Origin of the sequence: Sporomusa termitida (genome assembly GCF_007641255.1) — a bacterium.
Classification (GTDB): domain Bacteria; phylum Bacillota; class Negativicutes; order Sporomusales; family Sporomusaceae; genus Sporomusa; species Sporomusa termitida.
Map to the genome: position 1 here is coordinate 3,071,157 of NZ_CP036259.1, position 17,619 is coordinate 3,088,775.

16 protein-coding genes are annotated in these 17,619 nt (G+C 49.8%); 4 read left to right on the plus strand and 12 right to left on the minus strand.

Features of this window, described 5'->3' with window-relative positions:
• Positions 1-253: 253 nt before the first annotated feature.
• From SPTER_RS14480 to SPTER_RS14510, 7 genes are all read right to left on the minus strand, one after another.
• The gene (locus SPTER_RS14480) at positions 254-1,027 is read right to left on the minus strand and encodes an IclR family transcriptional regulator (protein WP_144351042.1); all 774 of its coding nucleotides are present in this window, start codon (positions 1,025-1,027) and stop codon (positions 254-256) included.
• A 258-nt stretch (positions 1,028-1,285) separates the two neighbouring features.
• On the minus strand, positions 1,286-2,449 hold the full coding sequence (locus SPTER_RS14485; RefSeq protein ID WP_144351043.1) for a UxaA family hydrolase: 1,164 nt from the start codon (positions 2,447-2,449) through the stop codon (positions 1,286-1,288).
• 50 nt (positions 2,450-2,499) lie between these two features.
• Positions 2,500-2,796 carry a UxaA family hydrolase gene (locus tag SPTER_RS14490; RefSeq protein ID WP_144351044.1) on the minus strand — a complete coding sequence of 99 codons (297 nt, stop codon included), beginning with the start codon at positions 2,794-2,796 and terminating at the stop codon, positions 2,500-2,502.
• 39 nt (positions 2,797-2,835) lie between these two features.
• Positions 2,836-4,182, minus strand: a complete 1,347-nt coding sequence (locus SPTER_RS14495) for an MFS transporter (RefSeq protein WP_144351045.1) — start codon at positions 4,180-4,182, stop codon at positions 2,836-2,838.
• A 245-nt stretch (positions 4,183-4,427) separates the two neighbouring features.
• Entirely contained in the window at positions 4,428-5,357 is a 930-nt protein-coding gene (locus SPTER_RS14500; RefSeq protein WP_144351046.1) for a dihydrodipicolinate synthase family protein, read from the minus strand.
• 404 nt (positions 5,358-5,761) lie between these two features.
• A complete protein-coding gene (locus tag SPTER_RS14505; protein WP_144351047.1) occupies positions 5,762-7,165 on the minus strand; it encodes an FAD-binding oxidoreductase in 1,404 nt (467 codons plus the stop codon).
• Between the two features lie 112 nt (positions 7,166-7,277).
• A complete protein-coding gene (locus tag SPTER_RS14510) occupies positions 7,278-7,604 on the minus strand; it encodes an ATP-binding protein (protein ID WP_144351048.1) in 327 nt (108 codons plus the stop codon).
• A 219-nt stretch (positions 7,605-7,823) separates the two neighbouring features.
• On the opposite strand from SPTER_RS14510, the gene SPTER_RS14515 reads away from it, so the two are divergent.
• From SPTER_RS14515 to SPTER_RS14530, 4 genes are all read left to right on the plus strand, one after another.
• Positions 7,824-8,789 (plus strand): helix-turn-helix domain-containing protein, encoded by a 966-nt coding sequence (locus tag SPTER_RS14515; RefSeq protein ID WP_144351049.1) that lies wholly within the window; start codon positions 7,824-7,826, stop codon positions 8,787-8,789.
• Positions 8,790-8,956: 167 nt separating this feature from the next.
• Complete coding sequence (locus tag SPTER_RS14520) at positions 8,957-10,747, plus strand: ABC transporter ATP-binding protein (protein WP_144351050.1); 1,791 nt, start codon at positions 8,957-8,959, stop codon at positions 10,745-10,747.
• Entirely contained in the window at positions 10,740-12,482 is a 1,743-nt protein-coding gene (locus SPTER_RS14525) for an ABC transporter ATP-binding protein (protein ID WP_144351051.1), read from the plus strand. Before SPTER_RS14520 ends, SPTER_RS14525 begins: the two co-directional genes overlap by 8 nt.
• Positions 12,483-12,826: 344 nt before the next feature.
• Complete coding sequence (locus SPTER_RS14530) at positions 12,827-13,270, plus strand: VOC family protein (protein ID WP_144351052.1); 444 nt, start codon at positions 12,827-12,829, stop codon at positions 13,268-13,270.
• Here the strand turns inward: SPTER_RS14530 and SPTER_RS14535 are convergent.
• The 5 genes from SPTER_RS14535 to SPTER_RS24810 form a co-directional block, all read right to left on the minus strand.
• The gene (locus SPTER_RS14535; RefSeq protein ID WP_144351053.1) at positions 13,267-13,656 is read right to left on the minus strand and encodes a PadR family transcriptional regulator; all 390 of its coding nucleotides are present in this window, start codon (positions 13,654-13,656) and stop codon (positions 13,267-13,269) included. The two genes, SPTER_RS14530 and SPTER_RS14535, sit on opposite strands and share 4 nt — an antisense overlap.
• A gap of 26 nt (positions 13,657-13,682) precedes the next feature.
• The gene (locus SPTER_RS14540; protein WP_144351054.1) at positions 13,683-14,786 is read right to left on the minus strand and encodes a GTP-binding protein; all 1,104 of its coding nucleotides are present in this window, start codon (positions 14,784-14,786) and stop codon (positions 13,683-13,685) included.
• 41 nt (positions 14,787-14,827) lie between these two features.
• The gene (locus SPTER_RS14545; RefSeq protein WP_144351055.1) at positions 14,828-15,634 is read right to left on the minus strand and encodes an MIP/aquaporin family protein; all 807 of its coding nucleotides are present in this window, start codon (positions 15,632-15,634) and stop codon (positions 14,828-14,830) included.
• Positions 15,635-15,746: 112 nt separating this feature from the next.
• Complete coding sequence (gene arsM / locus SPTER_RS14550; protein WP_144351056.1) at positions 15,747-16,718, minus strand: arsenosugar biosynthesis arsenite methyltransferase ArsM; 972 nt, start codon at positions 16,716-16,718, stop codon at positions 15,747-15,749.
• A gap of 378 nt (positions 16,719-17,096) precedes the next feature.
• Entirely contained in the window at positions 17,097-17,477 is a 381-nt protein-coding gene (locus SPTER_RS24810; RefSeq protein WP_144351057.1) for an SDR family NAD(P)-dependent oxidoreductase, read from the minus strand.
• Positions 17,478-17,619 lie beyond the last annotated feature (142 nt).

The window sequence follows — 17,619 nt, forward strand, 5'->3', positions numbered from 1 at the left end:
GTTCAATATAAAGAACAAATTTTCACCTGCCTGTTAACACTTAAAATAGGTTTACGTAGTGAACCGGAAGCATCGGCTTGCCTGCTTTTTCAAATATCCCAATCACAAACCTATGTAAATCAGGCCGGCTTTGGTTCTTGCTTATGAACATAGTTCAGTAAAATAAAAACCAAATATAATGAATGATGTACTACATTTCTTACAGTTCTCCTGCCACTTCCAAAGATATTTTATCGATTTTTTGAAATTATCACTATACTTTGCCCAAACGCATGGATATATTGACTCCGGCCGCTTTAACTTTCCTGATCAGTTCCTGTAACAGGTCATCGGTCAAGCGCATTGCCGACACAGTGGCACTTATGGCCGCAATCATTTTATGGGTTTTATCATATATCGGCGCCGCTACACAAACCCCGCCGGGAATAATCTCCTGATTGTCAATTGCATACCCTTGCTCAGCGACCACTTTCAATTCTTCGGCTATCGCCGGATAAGAAACTATGGTTTTTTCCGTATACCGTTCCAGTTCAACGTTGGCCAGCCTGGCTGCCAATTCTTCCTCGCTTAATGACGACAGCAATACCTTCCCGACCCCGGTTGTGTGGGCAGGAATTCTAAAACCAATATTGGAAACGGCACTAAGATCTTTTGTCCCCTGGCATTTGGCAATGTAAACGGCATAACGCCCTTCCAAAATAGCCGCATGGGCTGTTTCTCCCCCCAGTGTGTCGCTGAGAATCTTAATTCCCTGCCATATTTCCTGGGAAACATTTGTGTTATTTATGCAGGCGGCACTTACCTGAATCAGTTTGAGTCCGGGATAATACACCCTTGTATCACTGTCGATCTGCAGATATTCACGGTTCAGCAGGTCCTGCAGCAAATAGGAAAGTGAGCTCTTGGGAATATCCATATAATCCAATATGGCGCTAAAAGTAGGCGGTTTGGGATTCTTCACAACAAATTCAATTATGTCCAGGGCCCGCGACGCCGATTTGACAATTGCCGGTTTGTTTTTGTTCATAAATCCTCCACTCTCGCTTGGGGTTGTTTTTACAATTTAAAAACACGCCCATAGTAACACGCAAACATAATTCCGCTGCGCTTGCGTGCTGCATATAAGCTGATTTTACAGGAAAGCTTCTTTTCCTGTCAACAGCTACGAGAACTTTCGGATGCAACCTGCCGCTGCAACCTGCCAACACCGGCTTATCGTACAGATTAACTGCACCGGTTGGTAGGGTAAACCAGCGCAGTTAATCCGCCCCCTTACCCTACCAACCTACAAAGTCGGGCCAATCCGCTGAATGCCAAAATCGTTATGCCCAAGAATTTCGGCCTTAGTCAGTTTGCCGGAGGCTACCCTGATCATTTCCGCCAAAATGCGCTGGCCTACCTGCTGTATAGTCTCCTCGCCGTCAACTATGGTGCCGGCATTGATATCCATATTGTCTGTCAGCTTAGTATACATGGCCGTATTGGAGGCCACTTTTATTGTCGGGACAATGGCCGAACCGGTCGGGGTCCCGCGGCCGGTAGTAAAAATGCAGATATGACAGCCGCCGGCCGCCATGCCGGTTAATTGCTCAATATCATTACCGGGCGTATCCATATAAATAAGGCCCTTCTTGGTAATCTTCCGGGCATAACCGATAACATCCACCAGCGGCCTGGTACCGCCTTTATAAACACACCCCAGTGACTTTTCCTCGATCGAGGACAAACCGCCGGCAATATTACCCGGCGTGGGATTGCCGCCGCGCATATCAACGCCCATTGCGTTCGCGTTGTCTTCAAAGGCCTTGATGGTGGCGATGCACCGGTCAGACACCTCTTGGCTGACAGCCCGGCCGGCAAGAATATGCTCGGCCCCGATGAGCTCCGGCGTTTCCGAAATAATGGACGTGCCGCCGGCATCGACCAGTAAATCGCTGGCCGCCCCCAGGGCCGGATTGGCGGCAAGGCCGGAACAGGCGTCGGAGCCGCCGCACTCGGTCCCCAGAATCAGTTCTGACACAGCAATTGGCTCACGCGCCAGGCTTGAAGCTTGTTCAACCATCCGGTGCGCCGCAATGGAGCCCGCCGCAATGGCTTTATAAGAGCCGCCCGCGTCCTGAATAATCACACAATGCACAGGCTTATACGGGCATTGCCTTGTTATTTCCGCCGCCACCTCCTGCGCCCTTACCACCTCGCAGCCCAAACCGACGACAACCACTCCATACACATTGGAATTTGTACCATGACCCACAAATACCCGTGCCGTCTGCGCAGCATCCGGCGCCAGTTGGGAACAGCCATGCTGATGCTCCACCCAGACACTGCCTTTTACAGCCTGGGAAATTCCTCTGGCTACCTGGTTTGCACATACCACGGTAGGTATAACCAATACATGATTACGAATGCCAGCCGCCCCGTCCGGCCGGCGATATCCCATAAACTCCATATCTATTCCTCCTGTGATGTTAAAAGGCCTGATTTGTCCTTAATGTCTGCTTAGACTTCCCAATCACCGCGGCCGCGGCAACCGCCCAGATTATGCACATGGGTGTGCTGCCCCGGCTGAATGTCTGTTGTTGCTTCACCAATCACTTCGCCATATTTAATAATTTTGTCGCCTGCTGCAATTTTCCGGATGGCCACCTTATGGCCAAAAGGAATTTTTTCCGTAACATGAACAGCAACCGCAACGCCGTTAACCTGTACTTCTATATCTGTTGCCGGCAAAAGCTCCTGGGCTGCTGTCGCCACATTATCGCTGGCTTTCATCACAATTGCCTGAGACTTACTCATGTTCCCTTCTCCTCTTGTTTATTGCGGTATGCACTTACACTACACGGCGTGCCGCGGGCCGCCGGTGGCTGGGTCAGCGGGCACGGCCGGCTTGGTATTGCTGCCAATCCCCATCGGAATGGAAATCAGGAACAATATGGCCCCCACGAAGGATGCCGCCCCTAATACATATAAGCCGGCGGCAGAACTGTGGAACGTTTGTTCCGCCCACACACGCAGGTTTGGCGCCACGAAACCGCCGAGATTGCCGATTGAGTTGATCAGGGCGATCGCGCTTGCAGCCGCCACCCCGCTTAAAAACCGGGTCGGCATAGTCCAGAATACCGGCTGACAGGAAAAATAGCCTGCTGAAGCAACACACAAGGCAGCTATGCCGATCAGCGGCGAGCCGGTGGCCGAGAAAACAACCCCCAAGCCGGCCAAAGTCATCAGGGCCGCCGCCAGAATACCCCGTTTGCCTGATCTGTCAGAGTAACGCGGAATGGTAGCATTGGCCATTAAGGTAAAGACCCAGGGAATCGCGCTGACAAACCCCACCAACAGGCCGACTTTTTTCCCTAATAAACCGGCCACCTGCGTGGGTAGATAGAAAGTAACGCCATACACGCTAATTTGAATCATGAAGTAGATGGCGCAAAGATACAAGACCTTCGGATTGGCAAGCACCTTCCAGGCGCTGACATGGCCTGCCGGTTTCTGAGAATTTTCTGCTGCGAGTTCGGCAACAAGGCTTTGCTTCTCTGCTTCCGGAATAAAGGTCGCCTTTTCCGGCCGGTCAACAAGGTAGGACAGTGCCCAAATACCGACTGCCGTAGCCATAAGGCCTTCTACGGCAAACATCCACTGCCAGCCGGTAAAGCCAAGGAAGCCATCCATCTCCATAAGCAAGCCGGACAAGGGCGAGCCCACGATAAAGGACAGCGGTGCCCCAAAGTAAAACAGCCCCATAACCGTACTGCGCCTGCTGGCAGTAAACCAGTAGGTTAAATAGTAGATAATCCCGGGAAAAAAGCCGGCTTCACAAATACCCAGCAATACGCGGAGTACCAGAAACTGCATTTCTGTTGTCACAAAAGCAAAGCCGGCGGCAACAATGCCCCAGGTAATCATAATCCTGGCCAGCCACATTCTGGCGCCGACATGATGCATAATAATATTGCTCGGAACCTCGAACACCGCATAGCCGAGAAAAAATATCCCGGCGCCCAGCGCAAAGGCCGCGTCACTGATGCCGGTACTTACCTGAAACTCTTGCTTGGCAAAGCCAATGTTGGCTCTGTCTAAAAATGCCAATATATACATAAGCAGGATAAAGGGTACTAGTTTTTTCTGGGCTTTGTCCATTGCCAAATTCGCGAGTTGCTGCCTTGTGGTTGAAGATTCCATTTGTAAAATACCTCCCTGACCAATAAAGTTTTAGATGTTTAGGGTTCCGGAGCTTTATTGGCCGCTACGGCTGCGACAACTGGAATATGTGGCGAGGAATGGTCATAACTACCAGCATATATTACTACCGCCTATGTACCAAACTACTGACCAACCGTTCGCCTTAAAATGATAATAACAATGCTTAAGCGGCATGACAACCACGGTGTGTCTGCTTCCCAACCAACTCCCTTCTGTGCTCACGATTATTCAGTTTTATCTAAGCCTTCCTGTTGAATAAAGGTAAGTACCGCTTGCAAAGCAGCTGCTATTCCCGCTTTTACCACCTGCAGCTTCTCCTCCTCGCCGGCGGACAGAGGCTGCTTATACGGTCCCATCGCGAAACCGCGCATTTCCAGGGCTGCCTTGAAGCCAACCGGGAATGGCGCTGCAAACATGGCTCTGATAAGCGGCAGCATAGCCTGTTGCACACGGTTGGCTTTCACATAGTCGCCGGCCTGCCAGGCCTCCCAAATCCCTACCATGATTTCGGGGATAATCCCCGCGCTTGCCGTCATACAGCCACAGGCGCCGGCAGTCAGAGCCGGAGCCAGTATTTCTTCCCTGCCGACCAGGAAATTCATATCAGAACCGGTACCCCGGACTTTATCCATATAGTGCATCAGGTCCACCATGCTGCCGCTCGAGTCTTTCATCCCCACGATATTGGCGCGCCGGCTTAGCCTTTGGACAACATCAGCCGAAATAGGTACGGCAAACAGCGGTATGTTGTATAAAATAACCGGCAGTTGGGTAGATCCGGCAACCAGTTCAAAATGCTTTTCCAGGCTTTCCTGGCTAATAGGATAATAATAGGGCGGGCAAACGACAACACCATCACAGCCTAACTCCTCGGCCTTGCGCGTTAGCTTGATCGAATTCTCGGCACAGGTCGAACTAACCCCGGGGGTTATGGCAAGCCTGCCCCTGGTCTGCTCAACAACTACCTCCATAAAACGATAACACTGCGCTAGCGACAGGTGGACAAATTCGCCGGCCGAACTGATCGGAAATACCCCGTGCAGCCCCTTGGCAATCATAAAATCTATCATTTGCCGCAGTACTGCTTCGTTAATGTCGCCGTCAGTTTTAAACGGCGTCAGCATGGCCGCATAAACCCCCGCTGGCTTAAACATATAACAACCTCCCAAACTGGCCTTACATTATTTCTCATACATGAATTAAGTTCAATATATAGAACAATATTTATGTACATTTCGATAAATCAGCTACAATTTGGGCGTAGCTTTATAAATCCGCAATGTACATATATGTGAACTTAGTTTTTATATGTGATTTAATTTAAATTTACCACTTTTAACGAAATCAGTCAATATATTTTCGCTATTTTCAGATATTTAATTTTGGAAATTCAAAAATATTAATTTATTTATGGAGCTGCGCTGGAATACTTGCCAGCGCAGCTCCATAATGGTCCTGTTTGACTATGCAGGCCTAACTAGCAGCGAGGCAGCACTGCCAATCGCCGCCTTAAAGCCGCTGCCCGGCTTGATAGCATTGCTTTTAAGCATGCCTGCTATCACTCCATCAGGAAGACTGTGCCCGGATTTAAAATAAGATTAGGGTCAACAGCCTTTTTGATAGCCTGCATCATCTTAAGCTGCACCGGGTCGGCGAATTTGTGCATCCATTTGGCTCGCTTGGAGCCGATGCCATGTTCGCCGGACATCTTGCCGCCGATACGGTAGGTAAAAGCCAAGAGTTCCTCCAGAATTTCATCAATTTTGGTGGGCCATGCTTCGGCCGGTATATCCCCCTGCAAAATATTCAAGTGAATATTGCCGTCACCGGCGTGGGCAACAGTCCGGCCGACAGCCGAATGTTTGGCGCAAATAGCGGCGATTTCTTTCATGGCGTGTGGCAGGTGCTTAACCGGAACCACCATATCCTCCGAACTATGAATGTAGCTTTCTTCCCGGACGGCATCGCCAAAGGCCTTACGGGCCGCCCAGATTTTCTTGGAATCAGGCACCAGCGTGGCGATTGCGCCGTTGGCATTACAGATCTCATCAATTTGAACGGCTTTGTCATCCAGCGCATCTTCGTCGTTAGTTTCGATGGTAATGATGAGATAATTGCCGTCTTGCTGGTGGGGGAGGCTCTCCTTCAAATATCTGGCACATATCTTAACGGCGCCATTATCCATATACTCCAGGGAAGTGGGATCAACACCGGCTTTCAGGAGTTTAAACACCGTGTCGATCGCCGCTTCCGCATCGGGAAATACGGCCAGCAAATCCATTTTGTATTGCGGCAGCGGTATTAATTTCAGCGTAGCTTTCGTAATGATCCCCAGCGTACCTTCCGAGCCGATTACTAGCTGTTCCAAAGAATAGCCGGAAGTGCTTTTATTGAGTAATCCCCCCAGCTCGGTTATTTCACCGGTGGGGGTTACGATTTCAATAGCATAGACCTGCTGACGGGTAGTCCCATACTTAATCGCTTTATTCCCACCGGCATTTGTTGCAATATTCCCGCCGATAAAGCAGTTATCCCCGCTGGACGGGTCGCCGGCGTAAAGCAGGCCGGCTTCTTTGGCTGCCGTTTGCACATCCTGGGTTTTAACCCCGGCTTCTACTACCATGTACATGTTTTCGGCATTAACCTCCAGGATTTTGTTCATTTTTTCCAGGCCCAGCACAATCCCGCCATATATAGGCGCAGCCCCGGCCGCCAGGCCGGTGCCGGCCCCGCGCGGCGTAACCGGAATCAGCTCCCGGTTTGCCAGTTTTATAATTTCAGCAACTTGTTCGGCCGTTTCCGGAAACACAGCCGCCTCCGGCAAATGCTGATAACGGCTGTCCGTTACTTCATCCTGACTGTAAGTCACCAGCTTATCAGCGTCGGTTACGACATTTTTTTCCCCCACAATGGCTTGTAAGGAAACTAATACCGCTTCATTAATCTTGTTATACGCTTTCATAAAAGACCCCCATTTCGTTCTTTGCAATGAACAGAGTTCGTCAATAAGAACATTTATTTTGTGGTTTATTTATATATTTTGTTGCCAGAATCAAAACTCCTGCTTGTATTTTTCATATTTTTTTGTAATGAGCTGTATACCTAAAACAGCAGATAAAAAACACTCCCGCCGCCAGGTTTACTTTCGCACCGGATTTCCCCCTGATGTTTATTTTCGCTTGTTTTCCTTTGTAGTATCTGTCAAAAATATGAGAAATATCAGCCGGATCGATACCCGGTCCGTTGTCTTTGATGGCAATCTCCGCTTTGCCCGGCCCCGCAGGCCGGGCAGACACTTCAATCCGGCCGCCTTTGCAGGCGGACTCCCGGCTGGCTACTTGCGGGGCCAAGCCCAGGCTAAAGGCCAGACACAGACTTGTTATTACCAGCAGATTTTTCATGGTCCTAACTCCTCATCCGTTTCTGTCTCTTATACCCTACCAAAATGCCGGTGCCTTGATCATATTATATTTATATTTGCTTGTTACACTGCTGGCGAAAGCTTCCTCCCCTCCTTTTTTTACCAGCAGGATTATGAGGGGCTTTTTCTATCTTTTACAAAAACATTTTATTATGTATAATATAATTGATTATTATTATCAATAAGCGGAGATTTTTTTATGAAACACCTGCAAAACAATTTCTTATATTATGGCGATGTTGTAATAAATCAGCAGTCGAACCACTGTGTCGTTTACGCACTAAAAAATGCTGAAGCAGCGGGACGCATCACCAGTTATCAGGTTTTCCCGGGAATCAGACTGACCTACAACGATTTTCATACCGATAAATGCCCGGACCACATGATTCCGGACCAGGATGTAAAAGATATCCTGGAAATCAATCATTGCCGGGAAGGCCGCTTTGAGTGCGAGTTTGTCAACGGTATGTACGCCTATTTGAGTGAAGGCGATCTTGCCGTCAATCCGATAGTGAATAACCGGATCGCCCATGCCTCTTTCCCGCTGGAGCATTATCACGGCGTTTCCGTTTGGATCGAACTCGAAGTCGCGGCCCAAATGATTTCCACCGTACTAAAGGATATTTCGATTGATTTATACGGGCTGCGCGATAAACTGTGTGCCGGCGAGCGTTGCTTTGTCATCCGGGCTAAAGAGTCCATACAGCATATCTTTTCGGAGCTCTATACTATTCCCGAGGCAATAAAATACGGCTATTTCAAACTAAAGGTGCTGGAATTGCTGCTTTTTCTCAGTGCCCTTGACACTGCGGAGCAGTGGGAAGAGCGTCCGTATTTTCCCAAAAGCCAGGTAAACAAGATCAAGGAAATCAAACAATTGTTAACACAGCATATCGAATATCATTTTACCCTGGAGGAACTGTCCAAACGTTTCGCTATTTCTCTTACGGCCATGAATTCTTGTTTTAAAGCGGTTTACGGCATGTCCATTTATGCTTATATTCGAACCTACCGCATGCAGGCGGCAGCGGCCATGCTGCTGCAGACCCAGGACAGCGTCACCGTGATTGCCGGCAATGTCGGCTATGATAATGCCAGCAAATTTGCCGGCGCCTTTAAATCGGTTATGCAGGCCTCTCCTTCCGTTTACCGCAAATCACGTTAACCAAATGGAGCTAAAACCGTTTATATGGAGTATTCGTTCCCCGGTGTTTTCTTTACAATAGAAATCAGTTGCAGCGTTGCAGCCGGTTTCTATTTTTGTTGGCAGACAGTAAGCTTTTGCGCGTATTGCCGTATGTTTGCCGCTGCTTTCTATTAGGAGGGATAACCGTGGCTATTCAACATGATTCCTTGTTTGCCAGACTATTTGCCTTTGCCGGGAGTTACCGGATCCTGCTGGTATTGTCCTGGCTGTTGTCAGGGGTTAGCTCCGTGCTGTCGCTTGGTCCTTTTCTCTGCCTATGGTTTGTCATCCGCGATCTGCTTAACGTGTTGCCGGATTTTACCCAGGCGGCGGAAATCGTTCGGTTTGGCTGGCTGGCCGTAGGCTTTGCCCTGGCCAGCATTGCTTTTTATTTTGCCGCGCTGCTGTGTTCCCATTTGGCCGCATTTCGCGTGGAAAAAAATATGCGGCAGGCGGCGATGCATACCCTGGTGAATTTGCCGCTGGGGTATTTTACGGCCAATGCCAGTGGCAAGCTGCGAAAAATTATTGATGACAATGCCGGTTTAACCCATGCTTTCTTAGCCCATCAGTTGCCGGATTTGTCCGGCGCCGTCATTATGCCGCTGGCCATTTTGGCCGTTTTCTTGGTCTTTGACTGGCGCCTGGGCCTGGTTTGCCTGGTTCCGTCATTGTTCAGCCTGTTCTTCTTGCGGCAGATGATGGGCGGCACAAGCGCCGCCGCCATGAACAGCTATATGAGCGCCCTGGAAGAAATGAATACCGCTGCGGTGGAATATGTCAGAGGCATTCCGGTTGTAAAGACATTTCAGCAAACCGTTTACTCTTTTAAGAATTTCCACGCAGCGATTACAAGCTACTGGAGGTTTGCTTCGGCTTTTGCCTTATCCTGCCGGGTCCCGCTGGTCGGCTTTATGATGACCATTAATGCGCCGTCCTTACTTTTAATCCCGGCCGGCCTATTGCTGATCTTAGCCGCCCCCGACTACAAAAGCTTCCTGTTGGATCTTATTTTTTACATGCTGTTTGTCCCCGTATGTGCCACCATGATGGGAAAAATCATGTATGTGGGCGAAAGCGTCATGGCGGCCAAGGAAGCAGTTGGCCGGATATATGCCATCACGCAGGCGAAAACGCTTCCCGCCGGCAGCCGGGCCGGCGCCAGGAAAGATACCGGCATCTGGTTCGAAAATGTAACGTTTACCTATCCCGGCAATCCCCAGCCGGCTGTTGCCCAAGTCAGTTTTACTATTCCGCCGGGCAAGACCTACGCGCTGGTCGGTGCTTCCGGTGGGGGTAAAACCACGTTGGCCAGCCTGGTGCCGCGCTTTTGGGATGTAGATGAGGGCAGTGTAAAAATCGGCGGCATCGACGTCAGGGAGTTCCCGGAAGCGGACCTGATGCGGCAAATCGCCTTTGTTTTCCAAAATACCAGGCTCTTCAAAGCCAGTCTGCTGGATAATATCCGCGCCGCCAACCCGGAGGCCAGCCGGGAAGCCGCGCTGCGCGCGGCCCAGCTGGCCCAGTGCGATGATATTCTGGCCAAGCTGCCGCAGGCCATAGATACGGTTGTGGGAACCGGCGGCGTTTATCTGTCAGGCGGGGAACAACAGCGGATTGCTTTGGCGAGGGCTATCTTAAAAGATGCCCCCATTATCGTTTTGGATGAAGCGACCGCTTTTGCCGATCCCGAAAATGAGTATCAGATCCAGCAAGCCCTTAAACACCTGACACAGGGCAAAACCGTACTGATGATCGCCCACCGCCTGTCTACGGTTAAAAATGTCGACTGCATTGTTGTGATGCAAAAGGGGGCAATAGTAGAGCAAGGTGCGCACGATCAATTACTGCAGCAGCAGGGTGTGTATGCCGGTATGTGGCGGGAATACCAGACAGCCATTGCCTGGAAGGTTGGGAGGATGGCAGAACATGCTTAACTTTTTGCAAAGTAAATTTGCGCTTAGCGAAAAAGGGGCCCGGAATTTATGCAAAGGCAGTTTATACAGTGCGCTGGTAAATCTCAGCATGATGCTGCCTGCCGGCCTGTTTATCCTGCTGCTGGCCGAGCTGATGCCCCCCCTGACGGGGCTATATGCTCCGGCTCCCCAGCCCGTAACGTATGCGCTGCTTACAGCCGTCACGTTTCTGGTGTTATACCTTTGTCATTTTCTGCAGTATTCCAGTGTGTTCCTGGCCACCTATGAAGAAAGCGCCGCCAGAAGAATTGCTCTGGCCGAGAAGCTTCGTCAGCTTCCCTTATCTTTTTTCGGCCAAAGAGACCTGGCAGACCTAACGAATACGCTCATGGGCGACTGCACAACGCTGGAACATGCTTTTTCCCATGCCATGCCCCAGTTGTTGGGGGCCATCCTTTCCACACTGCTGATTACTGCCGGCCTGCTTTATGCCGACTGGCGGCTGGGCCTGGCCGTGGTATGGGTTATTCCTGCCGCCTTGCTGTTGATTGTCGGCTCAAAATATATCCAGAACAAGGCAGAACTTGCCCATTATCAAGCCAAAAGAATTTGCGCCGACGGGATTCAGGAGTGTCTGGAAACCATCCAGGACATAAAAGCCTGCAGTATGAAGGAACGTTATCTGGCGGACTTGGACAGAAAACTTGATACAGCCGAGCAGGCGCAAATCCGTTCCGAACTGATTACAGGAACCCTCGTAACCAGTGCCCAGGCCGTACTGCGGCTTGGTTTGGCCTCAGTGGTGCTGGTAGGCGGCGCTTTACTAACGGCCGGAAAAACCGACTTGCTGACCTACCTGATTTTTTTGATTGCGGCCTCAAGATTATACGATCCCCTGTCCGGAACACTGGCCAATATTGCCGAGATTTTCATGGTGGAGATTCCCTTAAAGAGAATGCAGGCAATGAAAGCCCAGCCCGTCCAGAGTGGTGAAAAACAGTGTACCCTGCCGGGCTGCGACATCGCCTTTACCCGGGTCGCATTTTCCTATCATACCGGCGAGCCGGTTTTAAAAGATGTTTCTTTCGTAGCCAGACAAGGGGAAGTAACCGCGCTGATAGGACCCTCCGGCGGCGGCAAAAGCACGGCCGCCAAACTGGCGGCCCGGTTTTGGGATGCAACAGCCGGCAAGATTACGCTGGGAGGCCGGGATATAACGACAATCGATCCGGAAACCCTGCTACAAAATTACGCCATTGTTTTTCAGGATGTCGTTTTATTTAATGACACGGTCCTGGAAAACATCCGCCTGGGAAGGATGTCCGCCACCGATGAAGAAGTGAAAGCGGCGGCCAGGCTGGCTATGTGCGATGAGTTTACAGCGCGCCTGCCGCGGGGCTATCATACGGTCATTGGCGAGAATGGCTCGCTATTATCAGGCGGGGAACGGCAGCGTGTTGCGATCGCCCGGGCGATTCTGAAAAACGCGCCCGTCATTTTATTAGATGAAGCTACCGCTTCGTTGGATGTGGAAAACGAAACAAAAATTCAGGCCGCTTTGACAGAACTCATTAAAGATAAAACGGTTTTGGTTATTGCCCACCGGCTGCGGACTGTTGCCAATGCGGATAAAATCGTTGTTTTGGCCGACGGCTATGTTGCCCAGCAGGGAAAACCGGACGAGCTGTTACAACAAGCTGGCTTATATCGTCATATGGTTGAGCTTCAGCAGCAAAGTCTGGACTGGACCTTATAAGAGCCAGGCCTCAAACACTCGCAGCGGTCGCCGAAACTAAAGGGCCGATTATAGCTTTGACAAGCCACTCACCCTGTCGTTTTAATGCAGCCCTGCGGGATACGCTTAGTCCCGCAGGGGACTGCCTATCTTTGGGGTGTGCCGGGTTATAACACTTCCAGGCCCGGCAAATAGCTTTGGCTATTTGCCGGGCCTGCCGCGCGACACCTGGCTGACATCCGGTTTCAGTATCGCTTGTTCCGGCGTATCTGGTTTGGAACGCCTGCTTACAGTTATAATGCGAGTGACGAGCAGCCAGTTGTTGTGGTAAAGTAAAGAAAACAAATAAGGGGAGGCCCGCTTATATGAATCGCATCAATCTTATATGTCTTGGCGTTAGGAATATGGAAAAATCCTTGCAGTTTTATAAAGATATAGGCTTTAAGACATACGAAAAAAACAGCAATCCGCCAATTGTTTTCTTTGACAATCAGGGAACTAAATTGGAATTATACCCCATTGCCGGTTTAGCTAGTGACATCAATGAAAAAAATCCACCGCCCCTTACTTTAGGCGGATTTTGTGGAATCACCCTGGCGATCAACCTGAAATCCGCAGCTGAGGTTGATCAGCTTATGGAGACCGTTGCAGCCGCTGACGGTATAATTGCTAAGAAACCCGCAAAGTTTTTTTGGGGTGGCTATAGCGGATATTTTCAAGATCCTGACGGCTACTACTGGGAAGTCGCTTATAGTGCTGATTGGCAGTTTGACCACAACGATATGCTGGTGATAGACGAAAACAATTAGTGTGCCTGTAGCCGGTCTCTGGCAAAATCCAAAAACAAGCCTATCGAATGTCTATAATCCTCTAGTGTGTTTATCCAGGTTTTAAGACATTCCAAACCATCATCAGTTATTCGATATAGCCTTTTGGCCGGCCCTGAATTTGACAAATCCCACACGGCAGTTACATACCCGTCCTGCTCCATTTGTTTTAAGCACCGGTAAACGCCTGAGGGGTCAGGCTTTTTGCCTTGAAACATACAAATATCCTGAAGTTTTTGCACGATGCTATAGCCGTGCAGTTCCGCATCTGTTAACAGCGTGAGAGTAGCCGGATGGATTAATTTTTCCAGATTCGCTCCCGTGCACGGACAATCATTGAATTTTTTCCTGATACTAAATTTACGCATTCTCGTTATACCTCTTAAAACCTGATTTATTCAGCAACTTGAGCTATGATTTGATTGTAACGGTAAGTCGGCTTAGGATGTCCTGGCTTTAAGCATTTTAATGCGGCGAATTCTGCAATTACAGCACTCCCGCCGGCTTTGGAAATTTCCTCTAAAACAATAGCTTGCAGTGATTCCGGCTCCATCTGGGCCCGGGCGTTCAGCGTCATTGTCGCGGCTTGTCCTACGCCGGCAGAGCCACGCACAGTTATCAGGTTATCAGGGCCTGTAATGTTGCCAAGCACGAAACCGCTGCCTGTTTTCACAAGCAATTTCACATGACCGACCGCAGCCGGCAGCTCGGCCAAGCGTTGTTGCAAGGCATTCAGTAATTGATTGGCATAACTATCCCAGTCCGCGGATTGGTGTTGCAGGTGGACAGTGGTGTTGAGCCAGCCGAGAACAGCCTCGCCTTCGGCGTAAATATCATAGTCTACCTCAGCCAGGCGCTTCCCGGCGGCAGCAGACTGCAGCACATCGTTCAACCAGTTTTCCAGGCCGTCCCCGCTTTTGGCACTGATGACATAGACTTTAGCCCATGGCCATTCTGCAGCGGTGCGTTTTTGCAAGGCTGCGGCTGTTGCCGGACTTAACCGGTCTGCCTTATTGATAATAATAAAATCCGCCTCTTCCAGCTGTTTCCGGAGAATATAAACCGCACTCGGATGCAGTCCTGCCACTCTCCCGTCAAGAAGATGAATTAGCTGTTGAGGATCGACAAGCACAGACAGCGGCGCAACCCGTAATGTATCGGCAAACTTATCTTTCAGCGGCTGCAAGATGGTCGCGGACAGATCGGTACAACTGCCAACCGGTTCGGCAATAATAACATCTACCGCCTCTTTTTCAGTAATATAGGCAATCGCTGCGGTGAAGCCCGGAAAGTTGCAGCAAAAGCAGCTCCCGCTTACTTCTGAAACCAGCGCGTTTGTATATTCAAGCAATACGGTGTCTACCAATTCGGCTGCCTGATCATTGGTAATCAAGCCGACTTGTTTGCCGGCCTGGCTGAGTCTGCAGGCGGCCTCTCCTAATAGTGTTGTTTTACCGGCGCCAAGGAATCCGCCCACTAAAATGAGCTTTGTTTTCATAAAAATTCGCCTTCCCTTCATTTATTTAATCTTAATCCTGCCTAGCTGCATTGGCATGCTGATTTTTTCATGAGCGGCTCCAATACCCGGGTGAAAAGCAGCCCGGCCGCAAGCGCCCCAATGATGGGCGCAAGGATGTACACAAAGAAGAAGCCGCCGGCTTGGTCAGGAAAGGCCGCATTTCCCCAGCCAAAGATCCAGGCCACCATACGGGGCCCGAAATCACGGGCGGGATTTAACCCGGCCTGTGTTAGTGGTGCGACTAAGCAAATAACAGAACTCACCGATAAGCCAATAAATAAAGGCGCTACATTGTCATCAGGCCGGCCAAGATTGCAGCCTTCCGTAAGCGAAAATATCATAAGCACCAGCAAAAAAGTTCCAATAGCTTCGGCCCCGATGGCCAACGGCATGGAGATGACGGTTTCGCTGCCGGGCAGCTGATAATATTCGCCAAACATTTTCGCTACTTTCATAGATTCCGGCGTACCGCGCACGATCTGCTGCGCCGTCTCAAAGGCTACAATAAAGGGATTGAACAAAAAGTACAAAATGAGTCCGGCAAAAAACGCCCCTATAAACTGGGCAATAAGATAGACCGGCATTTTTTTCAGCCCCATCCTTTTACTGGCCACCATGGCGACAGTAACTGCAGGATTAAGGTGGGCGCAAGATAAGTTCCTGGTGGCATAAATAGCCAGGCTAACGCCGACACCCCAAATCAATGCGATTTGCAATAAGCCGCTGTGAGAATTGAAGAGGACCGACACCGCAACAGAACCGCACCCAAACAGAACCAGCAAAAAGGTTCCTAAAAATTCACCAATAAAATCACGCGAATATTCCACAACCTATCATCTCCTACACATCTTTTCATTGCGTGCTTACATCAACAATATTGTCTGCCGACAGATTCCTAACAGACGGGGTTAACTTTTTAAGCCGTCATCGCCTGTCCTGTTAGCAGCAAGTCCCGCGGGGACCGTTGTAATGGTATGTCGGCGCCGTCACAACCATATCACGGCGGTTTAGCTTACGAAAATAAGCTGCGGTTTTTTGACACACCGGCTGAGGAATGTCACGCGGAATAATGAAGCCCTCTTCATCTCGTAAACGCTCTTTGCCAAAATAGATAAGGGTTTCCCCGGCGAATACCCGGGCGCCGCCGGCAGGTACAGGAACTTTATAGGCAACAATATCAACTGATTCTAAAAAAATATGCTCGGCCAGTCCATACCGTTCTCTAGCCAGCACCCGGAAGGGCCGCCGCTGTCTTATCTCTATGGTGCCAAAGCCAGCCCCGATAACCTGATCCAGATATTCCTGATAACGCAAAGCCCCCGCAAGACACATTGCCCGCAGCCGTTCATCTTGCCGCAATTTCTCAGGCATCGGGTTATTCGTAATAGGATCCGATATATAGAGTCTGCCACCAGGCTTTAAGACACGGTGCATTTCCGCCAGGGCTTTCGTAAAATCAGCTTCTTCGAAGATGTTAAACAGGCAGTTCTGGGCGGCAACATCCACGCTGCACTCTGCAACAGGCAGACTAAGAGCATCACCTTGGACCAATTCAATGAAATCCTGCTGGAACCACTCATTCATTTTTGCCGCCAGGTTAAAATTTTCCCTGGCTTTCTCCAGCATTTCCGGAACTTTATCCACGGCAATAACGGCCTGGGGCCGCCGGGTAAAATAGGCAAATTCCAGTGCCTCTAAGCCTCCGCCCACACCGATGTAGAGAATAGTTTCTTCTGGGCGCAAATCGCCAAAATGGACGGTTGTACCACAACCATAATTCATTGCCTGCATGATGCCGGGAATAGTCAACCCCGGCAAAAACCGGTCCTGGCTGCTAACACAACATAAACCAGACTGAGGTGTTAACGCCGCCTTTTTGTACACCTCTTGTGCAGTATCCAAATACCCCATATATCACCCTCCATTCATTAGGCTTTATGATTACTATAGGACTAATACTAATATTAGACTTTTGCAATTATTGTGCCAAAACCAAACTTCCCCTTTTACCCCGGCTTTACATGCTAAAAATCAGCATTATTCGCGCTTGGGGGAGATCACTGCGGCTTATCGGACAACCACCGAATGCAACCAGGCAGGTACAGGTGTGTAGCGGACTGTCACATCTTTGGTACACTTTGATACAGTTGTTTACATTCCGGGAAAAAGTCGGCAATATCGGGCTATTGTTGACAAATAGTTGTCAATATCTGTGATAATAACCAAGGCTGCCGGTATCACCGGCAGCCTTCCTGTAAACAGAACAACGATCTCAATTCCCCCAACTGTTTATTCCTTACTGAGCAAAACAGGCGCGTTGACATTGACAGCAAAATGCCGGTTGATGACGGCCGCTGTTGTGGATAAAATTGTGTCAGGCAATTCGCAGTGAGCGGCATTGTTAATCAGGATATCCACCTGGCCGCAAACAGCTTCCGCATAGTCCAACAGCTGTTTATGCGCCCCGTCCAGACTTAGGTCGGCCGCATACATTCCGGCTGTTTTGCCGTTCTGTTCGATCTCTGCCTGCACCCGCAAAGCCGCGTCTCTGTTACTTGCCTTTGTGTAGTCAGTTTCGACCCCGCCATGAATTTTCTCATCCCGCTCCAGATAGTGGATGAGAACCTTACAGCCTTCCTGTGCCAGTGATTTTGCGATTTGCGCGCCGATGCCGGCACTGCGCCGGTTACAACCGCAGTCTTGTTTGCCAACCCCAGGTTCATAAAATACCGCCTCCTTAAGATTTTAAATTTTTATGAAATGCTGGTAATAAAAAAAGCCGGCAAAAAGCATACAGCACCTGATAGATGCA